Source organism: Gordonia sp. AC31 (assembly GCF_031844505.1).
Classification (GTDB): Bacteria; Actinomycetota; Actinomycetes; order Mycobacteriales; family Mycobacteriaceae; genus Gordonia; species Gordonia hongkongensis.
On record NZ_JAUZVK010000008.1, the window covers coordinates 191,631 to 208,089 of the forward strand.

Genomic DNA, 16,459 nt, shown 5'->3' on the forward strand with positions numbered 1-16,459 from the left:
ACCTCCAGAGCCGCGGGGTGGGCCCTAGGTACCCCGGGGGACGTCGCTTACGATGAGGCACCGTGCCTGTGACAGCCCCGACCTCGCCTGAGGATTCCGCCGAACCGTCCTCGTCGGGGCCGGAATCGTCGGGGCACGGGACCAGGATTTCCGCGGGCACCGCCCGGTGGATCGCGATCGTGGCGGGGATCGCCGGCATCGTGCTGTGTGCCCTCACCCCGCTGCTGCCGGTCAAGGCCGTCGACGCCGGTTTCGAGTGGCCGGCCGGGCAGGATCTGAACGCCGACACGTCGTCGGTGATGGCGCCGCTCATCGCGCAGACCCCGCAGACCCTCGACGCCCGCATTCCGTGCGCGACGCTGGCGTCGGCACCGGACGGCGTGGTCCTCGCCACGATGCCGACCAATGCACCACGCTCGAAGTCGTCGTCGCTGTGGGTCACCGCCACCGACGCCGCGATCACCGTGACCTTCCGGAACAGTCTCGCCGCGACCGCCTCCCGCGCCGACCTGAGCCGATGTTCGGACTTGCGCATCTTCTCCGCCCCCACCGGCCCGGGTGCGCAGTTCGTCGGGCTCGGCGAGTCGACGACCCTGCCGCCGGACCGCCGCCCGCAGGTCGACGGCATCTTCAGCAACCTCAGCCCGGAACAGGCACGCGACGCCGCTGGTAACGGCCTGCGCGTGCAGGTGGCCATCGACAACCGGTACGAGTCGTCCCCGTCGATCCTCAAGATCATCGTGATGGTGCTCGCCGCGCTGTCGGTACTCGTCGCCGTCGTCGCGCTCGGGCTGCTCGACCGCATCGGCGGGTACCACCGGCGGATCGGCGCGCGCACCCGCTCGTGGTGGCATTCACTGAAACCCCGGGCCAGCGACTTGGTCGTCACCGCGATCCTGCTGGTTTGGAGCGTCCTCGGGGCCGGTTCGCCCGACGACGGTTACATCCTCAACATGGGCCGTACCGCCGACGGTTTCGGCTACCTCGCCAACTACTACCGCTTCTACGGCATCCCCGAAGCACCGTTCGACTGGTACTACAGCTTCCTTGCGGCGTGGTCGTCGGTCTCGCCGTCCGTGCTGTGGATGCACATCCCGCAACTCGTCGCCGGACTCGTGTCGTGGTTCGTCCTGAGCCGGGTGCTGCTGCCACGCCTCGGCCCCGCGGTACGGCGCAGTTCGTGGGCCATCTGGGCGGGCGCCCTGACGTTCACCGCGTTCTGGTTGCCGTTCTGCAGCGGCTTGCGCAGCGAGGGGATCATCGTCCTCGGTTCGCTACTGACCTGGTGGGCAGCGGAATACGCCATCGCGACCCGGCGGCTCCTGCCCGCGGCACTGGCCGCCCTAGTCGCGGGCTTCACCCTGGCGCTCGCCCCGCACGGCGTCGTCGGCGTGGCCATCCTGCTGGTGGCGGCCCGCTCACTGCTGCACATCCTCATCGACCGACGGAACCGGATGGACGGATCCCGCTGGGCGGCAACGCTCGCCCTCCTCGCGCCGATCGCCGCCGCCGGCATGGTGGTGCTCATCGTGGTGTTCCGCGATCAGACCCTGGCCACCGTCCTCGAAGCGATCAAGCTGCGCTACTCGGTCGGGCCGGTCATCTCCTGGCATCAGGAGTTCCTGCGGTACTACTTCATCTCGGTCGTCACCGACGACGGCGCCCTCACCCGTCGCGTACCGCTGCTCCTGCTGCTCGCCGGCCTGTTCGTCACGGTCGCGGTCATGTTGCGGCGCACGAGGATTCGCGGAGTCGACCCGGGACCCGTCTGGCGTCTCATCGGCGCCGTCGGGGTCACCCTCCTCCTGTTCGCGTTCACGCCGACCAAGTGGACCATCCAGTTCGGCGTGCTCGCCGGGCTGGCGGCGGCGATCGCGGCGGCGGCCACCGTCGCCGTGGCCCAGTCGGCGGCGCGTTCGGCGCGAAACCTGACGGTCTTCGTCTCCGGACTGTTGTTCGCGATGGCCGCCGCGATGGCCGGTTACAACTCGTGGCCGTTCCTCTACGAATACGGCATCTCCTGGTTCGATCGCGCCCCCGTCATCGCCGGCTACCAGGCGTCGACGCTGTTCCTCATCCTCGCCGTGATCGCGGCCGCGGTCGCGGTCTGGCAACACCTGCGGCTGGACTACGTGACCAATCGCGGTCTCGCACATGCCGACACCGGGCCCGGCGAGACCCGAGCCGATCGCCGACGGCTCTTTCTCGCCTCCTCACCACTGGCGGTGATCGCCGGTCTGCTGGTGATCGTGGAGTTACTGCTGTTCGCCAAAGCCGCGGTGACCCGGTACCCGGCGTCGACCGCACTCGCCGAGAACCTGAACACGCTGCGCGGCAACAGCTGTGGCCTCGCCGACGATGTCCTCGTCGAACTCGATCCCAACGCCGGCATGCTCACCCCGGCCGGCGGCGCCACCACGACGCAGGCGCTGCGCGGCGAGAACCCGGTCGGGTTCTCCCCGAACGGGATTCCCGACGACCTCCAGCCCGAGCCGGGTAGCCAGCGCCCCGGACAGATGAACGTGTCGGCGAGTATGGCCCGCCCGTTCGCGATCACCGGCGGGCTGGGCGCCGGGACCACCGGCGGGCGCGGACCGGAGACCGTGAACGGTTCCACCGCCAAGTTGCCGTACGGGCTCGACCCCGCCACCACGCCGGTCCTGGGCAGCTACGGGTATCCGGGCGAGGCCCGGCTCACGACCGGTTGGTACGACCTGCCCGCCGACCGCGCGGCGTCACCGCTGCTGGTGTTCAGCACCGCGGGCGCCGTCTCGACCATCGACACCTTCGGCGTACGCAACTTCGGGCAGAAGATGGTGGTGCAGTTCGGCCGCCCGGGTGCGGACGGGAACTTCGAACAGGTCGGCCCCGACATCCTGCCCATCGACCCCGGTCCCGTGATCCTGAACATGCCCTGGCGCAACATGCGCGTACCGATGTCGGCCGCCCCGCCGCGTGCGACCGTGATGCGATTGTCGCTGCAGGACAACAACCTCGGCGAGAAGCAGTTCATCGGGATCACCCCGCCGCGCGCACCGCGGTTGCAGACGCTGCAGGCGGTCGTCGGCTCGACGGCACCCACCCTCATCGACTTCGGGGTGGCGTCGCACTTCCCGTGCCAGCGGCCGATGGGTGTGTCCCACGGTGTCGCCCAGGTCCCGCAGTGGCGCATCCTGGGTGACTATCCGCTGACCAATTCCCAGTCCAAGACGTGGCAGGCCGGCGTGGACGGCGGGTTGCTGGGGATCTCGGAGGCCACCACGTCCGCATCGGCGGTCTCGACGTACCTGCAGGACGACTGGGTGCGCGACTGGGGCGCACTGGAGAAGCTGACCCCGCTCGTGTCCGACGCACCAGACGCGCGGATCGACACGGCACAGACGACGCAATGGGGCTGGTCACGAGCCGGCTCGATCAGGGTGGAGCCCCAATCCGATGAGTGAGTCCCGTACGCCTCGTACGTCCCGTATGGCGACCAGGGTCAACCCGAAGATCGTCGCGACCGTCACCGGTCTGCTCGGATTCCTGCTGGCGATCCTCACCCCGCTGTTGCCGGTGAATCAGTCAACCGCCGAACTGCAGTGGCCGCAGGGCGGCGACGTCTCCGATGTCGCCGCCCCGCTGGTCTCCTTCGTGCCGATCGACATGGAGACGTCGGTTCCGTGTTCACTCGCCACCCGCCTGCCCGACCAGGGCGGAGTACTGCTGTCGACGATCCCCGAAGGCGGCCAGGACGCCGGGGCCCGCGGGCTCTTCGTCCGGGCGACGTCCGACGCTCTGACCCTCACCGACCGCAACGTCGCCCTGCTGAACACCGATCGAGCGGCCGCGCAATCGAATCCGAACTGTCGCATCGTCTTCCGGGCCGACGGCGAGGGGGTGAGCGGACGATTCGAGGGCCTGCCCGAACCGGCCGCGGACTCCGGCGCCGCGCACGGCTTCGCGCTGGCCGACCACGAGATGCGTCCCCAGATCGTCGGCGTCTACAGCGATCTGCCCGCCGATGTCTCACGTGACGGGTTGTCGCTGCGCGCCACCATCGACACCCGCTACGTCAGCACCCCGACCCTGCTGAAGCTCACCGCGATCGTGCTCGGCATCCTCATGACGATCGTCTCGCTGATCGCGCTCGGCATCCTCGACCGCCGGGACGGCCGCAGCCACAAGCGTTTCCTGCCGTCGGGCTGGTTCACGATCCGGCCGCCCGATGTCGCGGTGTTCGCGATTCTCGCCTTCTGGTGGTTCGCGGGCGCCAACACCTCCGACGACGGCTACAACTTCATCGTCGGCCGGATCACCGGAGACGCCGGGTACGCCGACAACTACTTCCGCTACTTCGGTGTGCCGCAGGACCCGTTCGGCTGGCACTTCCAGGTCATCTCGGCCATGACGGACGTGAGCGTCGCGGCACCGTTCATGCGACTACCGGCCTTCCTCCTCGGGTTGCTGGGCTGGTGGCTCATCAGCCGAGAGGTGATCCCGCGCCTGGGCCGCGCGGTGCGGCACAGCACGCCGGCGGTGTGGTCGGCCGCGTTCGTCTTCCTCGCGATCTGGTTGCCGTTCAACAACGGTCTGCGTCCGGAACCGGCCGAGGCCGTCGGCGCTCTGCTCACCTGGTGCTGCGTGGAACGCGCAATCGCGACCCGCCGACTGCTCCCCTACGCCGTCGCGGTGGTCACCGCCGCCTTCACCCTCGCGCTCGCGCCCGGCGGCCTGATGGCGGTCGCCGCACTGCTGGCCGGGATCCGACCGATCGTGAAGACCCTGGTGTCGCGCCGGTCCCGGGACGGCCTGCTCCCGATGCTCGCCCCCATCCTGGCCGCCGGCACCGCTGTGCTGTTCCAGATCTTCGCCGATCAGCCGCTCGCGCCGTTGATCGCGGGCAACAAGGTCGCCTCCGACGTCGGTCCGACACTCGAGTGGTGGCAGGAGCCGATCCGCTACTACTACCTGATCCTTCCGACAGCCGACGGCACGCTCGCACGACGCTTCGGCGTGCTGGCGATGATCCTTTGCCTCTTCGTCGTACTGCTCCGCCTCCTCCGTCGGGAGCACCCGAACGGCGTTGCGCGCGCGCCGATCTGGCGCCTGGTCGCGGTGACCCTCGGCACCATGTTCTTCATCGCCTTCACACCGACCAAGTGGACCCACCACTTCGGTGTGTACGCGGGTATCGCCGCGGGCCTCGCCGCCGCGGCGGGCGCCATGATGGCGCCGGCGGTGCTGCGATCGCGCCGCAACCGCAGCTTCTTCGCGGCCGCGGTGCTGGCGATCACCGGGATCTCCTTCGCCGGCACCAACGGCTGGTGGTTCGTGGGCAGCTACGGCGTCCCGTGGTGGGACCGCCCACCCACGGTGGGCGGCATCAACATCGCCTGGTTCATCCTCGTCGCCGCGGTCGCCACCGCACTGGCGGGTCTGTGGTTCCACTTCCGCGACGACTTCGTCGACGAGACGACCCGAACCCGGGGCGGCGACAAGTGGTATTCGAAGCTGAAGTTCTCCCCGCTGCCGGTCATCGCCGGGATGATGGTGCTGTTCATGGTCGCCTCGTTCGCGAAAGGCGCCTACGAGCAGCGTGATTCGTGGTCGTGGATGAAGTCCAACGCACGCGCCCTCACCGGCAACTCGTGCGGGCTGGCCAACGACGTCCTCGTGGAGGCCGATCCCACCGCCGGTCTGCTGCGACCCGCGGCCGTCGACGGACGGCCGGCGCCGAGTGTCGCCGCCGCGCTGGCCGGCCCGGACGCCATCGGATTCACCCCCAACGGCGTACCCGGGCGGCTCTCGGTCGACGCGACCGAGAGCACCGAGTCGTCGACCACCTCGGGTGCGCAGAACAGCGCCCAGACCGGTGCGGGTTCCGACGAATCCGCCGACAGCTCATCCGCGCAGGGCGGCACCGAGGGCGGCCAGGGCGCCCGCGGCGTCAACGGATCGACGGTGCGTCTGCCGTTCGGACTCGACCCCGCCGTGACGCCCGTGCTGGGCAGCTACGGCTCGCCGTCGGGCACCGGGTCGCTGACCTCGGACTGGTACCAGCTGCCCGAACGCTCCGAGGACGCCCCGCTGCTGACGATGGCGGTCGCCGGCTCGGTGGAGGCGGTCGACGGCATCGGGGTGGTCCACGCCGGCCAGAAGGTCACGATGCAGTTCGGCCGGGTCGAGACCGACGGTCGGGTGACTGCTCTGGGCCGGATGTTCCCGATCGACATCGGCGAGACCCCGACCTGGCGCAACCTGCGGTTCCCGCTCGCCGATGCGCCGCAGCGGGCGACCGTCGTGCGGGTCGAGGTCGCCGACACCGCGGCCGCACCGTCGGAGTGGGTGGCGGTCACGCCGCCGCGGGTCAGCACCCTGGCCACGCTCAACGACGTGGTCGGTCAGACCGACCCGGTCTTCATCGACTGGCTGCCCGGCATGGTCTTCCCGTGCCAGCAGCCGATGAAGGTGCGCAACGGCGTCCTCGAGGTGCCGCAGTGGCGGATCATGCCCGACGCCGAGGCCACCCGGAAGAACAGCCAGACCTGGATGTCGGGAACCGCGGGCGGCCCGCTCGGCATCACCGAGGCGATGCTGCGTCCGACCCTCCTGCCCACCTACCTCCGTAACAACTGGGGACGTGACTGGGGCGGCCTGCAGAAGTTCACCGAGATCATCCCGGCGCCGGCTGCGGAACTTGACCTCGGGACGGCTCGCCGTTCAGGGTTGTACGACCCCGCGCCGATGCGCTCCAGCGGGTATTGATCTGGTGTCTGACACCGCGCCGACCTGGGGTTTCCCTTTCCCCACGGTCGGTGCGGCAAACACGCTCGAGACCTTCGTTATCTCACTGTGATGTGCTGTCTCGGTTCCGTCACTCATGGCCGGCAGCCCTCGTCACGGCGCCGATACCGGCCTAATTTCGAGACATGCCTTCATTCACCGCACCTGGACTCAGCAACGAAGCCGCCAACGAGGTCGTGGGCATCCTGCAGGAGCGCCTCAGCGCGCTGAACGACCTGCACCTCACCCTCAAGCACATCCACTGGAACGTGGTCGGCGCGAACTTCATCGGCGTGCACGAGATGATCGACCCGCAGGTCGAGCTCGTCCGCGGCTACGCGGACACCATCGCCGAACGCATCGCCACGCTCGGAGCGTCGCCGAAGGGCACCGCCAAGGCGATCGAGAACGACCGCTCGTGGAACGACTACTCCATCGGACGCGACACCGCGCAGGCACACCTCGGCGCGCTCGACCTGGTCTATGACGGGTTCATCACCTCGCACCGCGACGGCATCAAGAAGATCGGCGACATCGATCCGATCACCGAGGACATCCTCATCGGACAGACCGCCGAACTGGAGAAGTTCCAGTGGTTCGTCCGCGCACACCTCGAGAGCTACACCGGTGAGCTCACCCATGCCGGCGCCAGCGGCGAAAAGGCAGCGGCCGACGCAGCCCGCTGACCTGGCGCAACAGACCGAGTAGCGGGTCACCACACCCCCGGACCCGCCCCGGAACCGCGGTCGCGACCTTCCGCCCAGTTGGTCGCGGCCGCGGTAACACCTCTCCGTACCCAACACCTACGAACAGGCACTGACACCCGCACCCGGATTCACAGCCGAATACCTTGCGCCGCTTGGGACCTCAGGGACCAAGGGCTTCTCGACCATGTCCACCGTTCGTGGTTTGTTACGCTGGCCACAGGCTAACGCCGCGAACAGGATGTGAAGCAATCCGCGTCCACCAGATCGATCGGGGCGCTCTTCCGCTCTGACGGGGAGGCACGTGTGTCCGAAACGCGATCATTCACCCTGTTCGATGATCTGGAGCTCCACATGCAGTTCGCGCCGGTCTGCCGGCTGTCCGATGGCGCTCTCGCCGCCGTCGAACTGCAGCTCCGGGGGCCGGCCGGTACCCGGCTCGCCACCGCCGCCGCCCTCAAACGCGCCGCCCGTCTTGTCGAAGAACACCCTGTGCTCGACGAGCGGAAGCGCAAGATGGCCGCGTCCCAACGTGCGCAGTCGCTGGCCAAGATCCTGCCGCTGCTGGTCTCCCTCGATCTCGACCTGATCGACAACCTCGACGACGAGACGGCGCGCAGCCTCGAACGTCACGTCATGGTCATCCTCCCCGACGCCGTCGAACGCAGCCCGCAGCGGACACTCGCCCGCGTCGCCCGCGCCCGGGCGGCCGGCAAGATCATCTGCGTCGACGGGCTCGTCCGCAGCGAGCACGCGGCCACGCTGCTCTCCCTCGTCGAACCCGACATCATCGTCACCGGTGCCGAACTGCTCACGTCGCAGACCAACTCCGACGCCGCGCACCTGGCCCACGCGCTGGCCGCGCACACCGAACGCAGCCATGCCGTCGTCATCGCCGAGGGCGTCGACGACGAGGCCACCCGGATCACCGCCCAGACGATGGGCGCCGCTTTCGGTATCGGCGACCTGTATCCCGCCGTGACCGACCCGTCCGTCCTCGCCAGCCGGACCGTCGTGCCGCTGCCCGAGATGCCGGTGTGGACCACCCCCGGCCCGGACAAGTCGACGCCGTACCGCATCGCGTCGACCTCGATCCCGCCGCGTATGGGCAACAAACGCCTGCTCATCGAGATGAGCAAGGCACTCGAGGAGCAGGCGGCCATCGGTGGCGCCGCGATCGTGTTGGGCACCTTCCAGTTCGCCGAACACTTCACCTCGCGAACCGCCAAGCGGTGGCGGGAGATGTCGGAGAAGACCGGTCTGGCCGGGGTCTACGGAGTCGGGTTGCCCGACATCCGGGACGGGAACGTCCACCGCGCGCCGCTCGACGCGGAGGACGACCTGATCAACGAGTGGAATGTCGCCGTCCTCGGGCCGCATTTCGCGGCGCTGCTCTCGGCGCGCGACCAGCACGACGCCGGTCCCGATCTCGAGCGCACCTTCGAGTTCGTGCAGACCTACGACCGCATGACCGTCACCCAGGCCGTGCACTCGATCCTCATGCGGTTCTCCTGATCCGAGTCGCGCGCGGGAAGTGACCTCGACGGACGCGGCGGCCTCGCTGCGCTCGGACGACGCTGCTCGGCCAGCAGGCGGGGAGCCGGCGGCCTCGCTGCGCTCGGACGACGCTGCTCGGCCAGCAGGCGGGGAGCCGGCTGCCTCGCTGCACTCGGACGACGCTGCTCGGCCAGCGGGCGGGGAGCCGGCTGCCTCGCTGCGCTCGGACGACGCTGCTCGGCCAGCAGGAGGGGATCCGGCGGCCTCGCCTCTCCCGCTGGTTGAGCAGGTGACGAGCGCAGCGAGGAGCCGTGTCGAAGCCACCCAGGCCACGTCGAGCTATCCGGTCAGGGGATTTGGGTTTGTCACAGCATGGCTGACTACGATGCGCCTGTGCCGAAGTCGCCTGAAGTGTCCGCTGGCAACGCCGACACCACCGTTGGAGCTGCTGCCCAGCGTGCGTCCGGCGCACCGCAGTCCCGCACCGTCGCGCTCGTCGCCGCGGTCGCCGGGCTCATCGCCGTCGTCGCCGGCATCCTGACCCCGTTCCTGCCCGTCAGCACCTCGACGGCGTCGATCACATGGCCACAACAGACCGGCACTTCGGCATCGGTCACGGCTCCGCTCGTGGCGCAGACCGCCCGGAACGTCGACATCTCGATCCCGTGTCGCGTGCTGTCGACGACCCCCGCCGACACGTCGACCGTCGTGCTGTCGACGATGCCCGCGGCCGCGGTGAATGCGCGGGACAACGGGCTGTTCGTCGTCGCCGACGCGAACGGCGTATCCGTCGCCAACCGCAACAAGACGCTCGCCTCGGTGCCGCGGGACGCGCTGGCCGGTTGTACCGAACTCCGTATCTTCTCCGACGCCACGACGACCGGCGCGCAGTTCGTCGGTCTGCCCCCGGGACCGGCGATCGCGGGCGGCGGCGCCGTCGGCCTCGCCGAACCGGCGTCGAACCCGCAGATCGCCGGCATCTTCACCGACCTCACGCCCGAACAGCTCCGGGCCGCCCCGGGTGTCGACGTCCGCCTCGAGATCGACGATCGCTTCGACTCGTCGCCGTCGATCCTCAAGTGGGTGGTGATGGTCGTCGGTGTCGGAGCCGCGATCGTCGCGCTCGTGGCCGTCGGACGCCTCGACCGCATCCACGGCTATCACCGACGAGTCGGCCGGCGCCTCCGGTGGCGCCGGGTCCTGCGGCCCGGCCCCACCGACATCGGCGTGACGGTGACGCTGGTGGTCTGGCACTTCCTCGGGGCGGGGTCACCCGACGACGGTTACATCCTCAACATGGGGCGCAACGCCGCCGACACCGGATACCTCGCGAACTACTACCGCTTCTACGGCATCCCCGAAGCGCCGTTCGACTGGTACTACAACTTCCTGGCGTACTGGTCGACCATCTCGACGACCGGCCTGTGGATGCGGCTCCCGTCCCTGTTCGCGGGTCTGGCCGCCTGGTTCATCCTCAGCCGAGTCCTACTGCCCCGCCTGGGTGGCGCCGTGCGGCGGTCACAGTGGGCGATGCTCACCGGCGCGGCGGTCTTCCTCGCGTTCTGGCTCCCGATGTGTTCGGGGCTGCGCAGCGAGGGAATCATCGTCCTCGGCACCCTGGCGACCTGGTGGGCGGTGGAGGTCACGGTCTCGACGCGACGGATGCTGCCGGCCGTCATCGCCGCATTCACTGCCGCGCTGACGCTCGCCCTGGCCCCGCATGGTCTCGTCGCGCTCGCCCTGCTCATCGCGAGCGCCCGGCCCATGCTCCGCATCCTGGTCCGACGCCGCGCCGAAGACGGGCTCCTGCCGCTGCTCGCCCCCCTTCTCGCGGGTGTGGCGCTGGTCGTCATCATCGTCTTCCGCGACCAGACCCTCGCGACCGTCTTCGAGGCCCTGCGGATCCGTTACTCGGTCGGTCCGACGCTGGCGTGGTATCAGGAACTCCTGCGCTACTACTTCCTCGCGGTGAACACCACCGACGGCGCCCTGGCCCGCCGCATCCCGGTGCTCCTGTTCGCCGTGTCCATGTTCGTCGTCCTGGCGATCATGTTGCGCCGCAAGCGGATCGACGGCCTCGATCCGGGTGCGGTGTGGCGCGCACTGGGCGCCTCCCTGCTGACGATCCTGTTCCTGTCGTTCACGCCGACGAAGTGGACCATCCAGTTCGGCATCTTCGCCGGCCTCGGCGCGGCGCTGGCCGCCGTCGCCTGCGTGGCGATCGGGCAGGCGGCGCGCCGCACGCTCCGCAACCTGTCGATCCTGGTCGCCGGGCTGCTGGTGGCGTGCGCGGCCGCAGCGGCGGGCAAGAACGCCTGGCCGTGGCCCTACAACTTCGGCATCGCCTGGTTCGACAAGGCACCTGTCGTCGCCGGGATCCAGGTGTCGACCGTGCTCCTCGCGCTCGCGGTGGTGGCATTGCTGTTCGCCATCTGGCAACACCTCCGGATGGACTTCGTCGACGAGACCGGCCTCGCCCATGACCGCGGTGCCGCGCCCGCCGGCTGGCGCATCGGGGTCGCCTCCGCGCCGATCGCGGTGATCGCCGTCCTCATCGTCGTCAGTGAACTCGCGGTGTTCGCGAAGGCCGCGACCAGCCGCGCGGACACCTTCACGATGCTGTCCGCCAATCTCGACTCCGCGCGCGGAAACACCTGCGCGATGGCCGATTCCGTGCTCGTCGAACCCGATCCCAATCGCGGCATGCTGACGCCGGCGGACGGCGGCACGGCGTCGTCGACGCTGCAGGGTCAGTCCCAGGGATTCCGTCCCGACGGGGTGAAGCCCGATCTGACGCCGCAGGCCGGAGCCCAGAAACCCGGCGCGATGAACACCTCGGCGGACCTGTCGAAGACGTTCATCGTCTACGGCAGCAACCCGGGAACCACCGGCGGCGTCGGGCCTCGCGGCGTCAACGGCAGCACTGCCGCACTGCCGTTCGGTCTCGATCCGGCGACCACACCCGTGCTGGGGAGCCACGAGACCAACAGCGGCCAGGCCACTCTGACCACCGGTTGGTATCGCCTGCCCGCCCGCGACTCCTCGCCGCTGATCGTCATCACCGCCGCCGGCGCGGTTTTCACGCTCGACCGGGACGGCGTCCCGAACTTCGGGCAGGCGTTGGAGGTCCAGTTCGGTAGGGAGTCCGAAGCCGGCGCCGGGAGCGAAGCGAGCGGGCCGAATGTTCCTGCCAACGGACAGTTCGAGGAGGTCGGCGCGCCCGCGATCCCGATCGACCCCGAGCGGACCAACCGCCCGTGGCGAAACCTGCGCATCCCGATGGACCGCGTTCCCGCTGATGCGACCGTGATGCGGATCGTCGCCCGGGACAACAACCTCGACCCGGACCAATGGCTCGCGGTCACCCCGCCGCGGGCCCCGGTGCTGCAGACCCTCCAGACCGTCGTCGGCTCCACCGATCCCGTGCTCATCGACTTCGCCGCCGGCGCGGTGTTCCCGTGCCAGCGTCCGATGACCGCCCACCACGGCGTCTTCGACCTCCCGCAGTGGCGCATCCTGCCCGAGTCGTGGATCGCCAACTCGCAGTCCAAGACCTGGATGGCCACCGAGGACGGCGGACTGCTGGCGCCGGTGGAGGCGCTCACGCGGCCGTCGACCCTCGCCACCTACCTCGACGACGACTGGTACCGCGAGTGGGGCAACCTGCAGCGCCTGACCCCGTTGGTGCCGCAGGCGCGACCCGCGGAGGTGCAGACGGGAACGTCGACCACCTGGGGATGGTCGCGCCCCGGCCCGATCAGGGTGGTGCCCGAAGATGACTGACCCCGACCACTCGCACGCCGAACCGGCGACGCGGCACACCGGAGAGAACCAGGCAGACGTGGCAGACACCGACACTTCTTCCCGAAGTCCCGCCGACACCGCGTCATTCGTGAGTGACCGCCGCCCGGGCTTCGCCGAACGCCACGCCGGCACCGCGCGTATCGTCGCGATGGCCGCGGGCATCGTGGGCATCCTGCTAGCACTGCTCAGCCCGTTCCTGCCGGTCGACTACACGAAGGCCGAACTGACCTGGCCGCAACAGGGTTCGGTGGCGAACGTCGCCGCACCGAACGTGTCGTTCGTCCCGGTCTCGATGGACGTCACGGTTCCGTGTGCACTCGGCGCGTCCTTGCCCGCGTCCGGCGGAGTGCTGTTGTCGACGGTGCCCGAAGGCGGCGCGGAGGCAGGCAAGGTCGGCCTCTTCGTCCGGGCCACCGCTGACTCGCTCCAGGTCGTGCAACGAAACGTCGTGCTGCTCAACACTCCTCGCGCGGCCGCACAGTCGGCGCCGGACTGTCGGATCGTCGTCGAATCCGACACCGAGGGCACGCGGGGGTCGATCCAGGGTCTGCCGGAGAACGCCGCCGGCGCCGGGAGCGGAGGGAGCGGGCCGAATGACGATGAGGCCGGCGCTGTCCGGTCCTTCGATCTGCGGGATCCCAACGCCCGGCCGCAGATCATCGGTGTGTACTCGAGCCTTCCGGCCGACGTCAGCACCGACGGACTCTCCTTCCGGTCGACCATCGACACCCGGTTCGTCTCCACGCCCACGACACTCAAGTTCTGGCTGCTGGTCCTCGGCATCGCGTCGACGATCCTCTCCCTTGCCGCGCTGGCGGTCCTCGACGCCCGCGACGCGCGCGGCCATCACAAGATCTTCCCGGCGGGCTGGTGGCGCGTACGCCCGGTCGACGGAGTCGTCACCCTGGTGCTGCTGATCTGGTTGTTCGTCGGCGGCAACACCGCCGACGACGGATACCAGGTGACGGTCGGCCGGATCGCCGGCGAGGCCGGTTATCTCGACAACTACTACCGCTACTTCGGTGTCCCGCAGGATCCGTTCGGCTGGCACTACCACTACCTGTCGGCGTGGATGGAGATCAGCACCGCGACGCCGTGGTTGCGATTGTTGCCGTTCCTGTTCGCGATGGCGTCGTGGTGGTTGATCAGCCGGGCGGCGATCCCCCGTCTCGGGCGGGCCGTCCGCGAGTCGACGCCGGCGATCTGGGCTGCCGCCCTGGTCTTCCTGGCGGTGTGGATGCCGTACAACAACGGACTGCGCGTCGAGCCGCTCATCGCGCTGGGCACCATCTTCACCTGGGTGTGCGTCGAGCGCGCGATCGCCACCGGCCGGTTCTTCCCGCTGACGATCGGCATCATCTCCGCGGCGTTCACCCTCACCATCCATCCCACCGGCGTCATCGCCTCGATCGCCCTGATCGCCGGCATCCGGCCGCTCATCAAACGTCTCGCGGTGCGCCGCAAGCGCGACGGTCTGTGGCCGTTGCTTCTCCCGATTCTCGCCGCCGGGCTCGCGGTGATGTTCGAGATCTTCGCCGACCAGCCGCTGGCACCGATCCTGGAAGCGGTGTCGGTCAACGGACAGGTCGGCCCCACCAACAAGTGGTGGGAAGAGCCGATGCGCTACTACATGCTGATGAATCCGACCGCCGATGGCGGAATCGCCCGGCGTTTCGGCATTCTCATCGTGTTCACCTGCTTCGTCCTGGTCGTGGTGATGCTGCTCAACCGGCGCCGCCTGCCCGGCATCGCCACCGCACCCACGTGGCGTCTGGTCGCCATGGTCGCCGGCTCGGCCGTGCTGATGGCATTCCTGCCGACCAAGTGGACCCACCAGCTCGGTGTGTACGCCGCGATCGGCGGCGCGCTCGCCGCAGTGGCGACCGCCTGCGCCGATCGCACGATCATGCGTCGTCGCCGCAACCGGACCCTGTTCGCCGCCGCCTGCGCATATGTCCTGGCGCTCGCGTTCTCCGGACGCAACCAGTGGTGGTACGTCGGCAGCTACGGAATCCCCTGGCGGGACGCGGTTCCCGACGTCCGGGGCATCCCGCTCTGGACCGGGATCCTCGCGGTGGCAGTAGCGCTGACCGCCCTCGGTCTGTGGCAGCATTTCCGCGACGACTACGTCGACGACGCCGTCCGGACCGGTGCGTCGCGGTCGGTGTTCGCCCGACTCCGCAGCCCGTCGATCATCGTCGTGTCGACCATCATGTTGCTGTTCACCCTGGTGTCATTCGCGAAAGCGGACTGGACGCAGCGCAATTCGTGGTCGTGGCTGAGCTCGAACGTCAACGCGCTCCAAGGACAGCCGTGCGCACTCGCCGATGCCGTACTGGTGGAGGACGATCCGAACGCCGGACTGCTGTCACCCGCGCGAGTGGCGGGACAGGACAACCCGTCGCCGGGCGCCGCGCTGGCCGGAACCGGGATGGAAGGGTTCGACCCCAACGGAGTGGCGTCGGACCTGTCCGAGGAGACCGAAGAGGAAGCCGAGGAGTCCTCGTCGGGCACCTCGACCGCGGAAGTCGACCGCACCCAGTCCGATCCGACCGAGGACGGCACCGGCGCCGAGACCGACACCACGACCGGTTCCAGCGACACCAGCGGTGGGCAGACCGCCCAGGCCGGCGTCAACGGGTCGACCGTGAAGCTGCCGTTCGGTCTGTCACCGAGCCAGACCCCGGTCCTCGGAACCTACAACTCCCCCAGCGGCACCGGTCGCCTCACGTCCGACTGGTATCAGTTGCCGGAGAACCCCTCCGGCGAGCAGCCGCTCGTCACGATGTCGGTGGCGGGGCAGGTCGAGTACATCGACGACCTCGCCGTCACCCGGCCCGGACAGCGAGTGCGACTGCAGTTCGGCCGCGTCGCGCCGGACGGCACGGTGGCACCGGCCGGTCAGATGGTGCCGCTCGACATCGGTGGTGCCCCCGAGTGGCGCAACCTGCGCTTCCCGATGGACCAGGCGCCCCCGGGCGCGACGGTGGTCCGCGTTCTCGCCGAGGACACCTCGACGCTGCGCGACCAGTGGCTGGCCGTCACCCCGCCGCGCGTCTCGTCGATGGTGACGCTGAATTCGCTGGTGGGCAGCGAGGATCCGGTGCTCATCGACTGGGAGGCCGGTCTCGCCTTCCCGTGCCAGCGTCCCGCCCAGGTGAAGTACGGGGTCCTGGAGACACCGGAGTGGCGGATCTCGCCGGACCGCGAAGGCGAACGGGTCAACTCGCAGCGCTGGATGGCCGGCGACTCCGGCGGCCCGCTCGGCATCATCGAGAACGAGTTGCGGCCGCGCGTGTACCCGTCGTACCTGCGCAACGACTGGGCCAAGGATTGGGGCATGCTTCAGAGCCTGACCCCGATCCTCCCGCAGACCGACGCCGAATTGACCATCACCACCGACACCCACCACGGACTCTGGACCCCGGGACCCATGCGGGCGGTGAAGAACTAGGCAGTCCTGCTACCCGCGCACTACCACGCACTCTGCTCCCCGAGGAGCGCCCGGACCTTGCGGAGGGCGCGTCTACTCCTGCTCCCTGAGGAGCGCCCGGAGCTTGCGGAGGGCGCGTCACGAAGGGTCTTCGCGACCCGAGTCACCAAGACCCTTCGTGACGCTCGCAAGCTCGCTCCTCAGGGAGCAGGGGATCTGCAACTTTCTCGGATCAGGGAGCGGAGGGCGGTACAGG

General features: G+C 69.3%; 6 protein-coding genes. All 6 read left to right on the forward strand.

The window, feature by feature from the left end:
• Positions 1–62: 62 nt before the first annotated feature.
• The 6 genes from Q9R39_RS12315 (at position 63) to Q9R39_RS12340 (ending at position 16,224) form a co-directional block, all read left to right on the forward strand.
• Positions 63–3,443 (forward strand): arabinosyltransferase domain-containing protein, encoded by a 3,381-nt coding sequence (locus tag Q9R39_RS12315; RefSeq protein ID WP_311277565.1) that lies wholly within the window; start codon positions 63–65, stop codon positions 3,441–3,443.
• On the forward strand, positions 3,436–6,747 hold the full coding sequence (locus tag Q9R39_RS12320) for an arabinosyltransferase domain-containing protein (protein ID WP_078111875.1): 3,312 nt from the start codon (positions 3,436–3,438) through the stop codon (positions 6,745–6,747). Before Q9R39_RS12315 ends, Q9R39_RS12320 begins: the two co-directional genes overlap by 8 nt.
• 164 nt (positions 6,748–6,911) lie before the next feature.
• Positions 6,912–7,451 (forward strand): Dps family protein, encoded by a 540-nt coding sequence (locus Q9R39_RS12325; RefSeq protein WP_058250943.1) that lies wholly within the window; start codon positions 6,912–6,914, stop codon positions 7,449–7,451.
• A 324-nt stretch (positions 7,452–7,775) separates the two neighbouring features.
• The gene (locus Q9R39_RS12330; protein ID WP_078111876.1) at positions 7,776–8,984 is read left to right on the forward strand and encodes a DICT sensory domain-containing protein; all 1,209 of its coding nucleotides are present in this window, start codon (positions 7,776–7,778) and stop codon (positions 8,982–8,984) included.
• Positions 8,985–9,338: 354 nt separating this feature from the next.
• The gene (locus Q9R39_RS12335; RefSeq protein WP_311277566.1) at positions 9,339–12,749 is read left to right on the forward strand and encodes an arabinosyltransferase domain-containing protein; all 3,411 of its coding nucleotides are present in this window, start codon (positions 9,339–9,341) and stop codon (positions 12,747–12,749) included.
• Positions 12,742–16,224, forward strand: a complete 3,483-nt coding sequence (locus Q9R39_RS12340) for an arabinosyltransferase domain-containing protein (protein WP_058250941.1) — start codon at positions 12,742–12,744, stop codon at positions 16,222–16,224. The genes Q9R39_RS12335 and Q9R39_RS12340 overlap by 8 nt, the downstream gene beginning before the upstream one ends.
• The last annotated feature ends 235 nt before the right edge of the window (positions 16,225–16,459 follow it).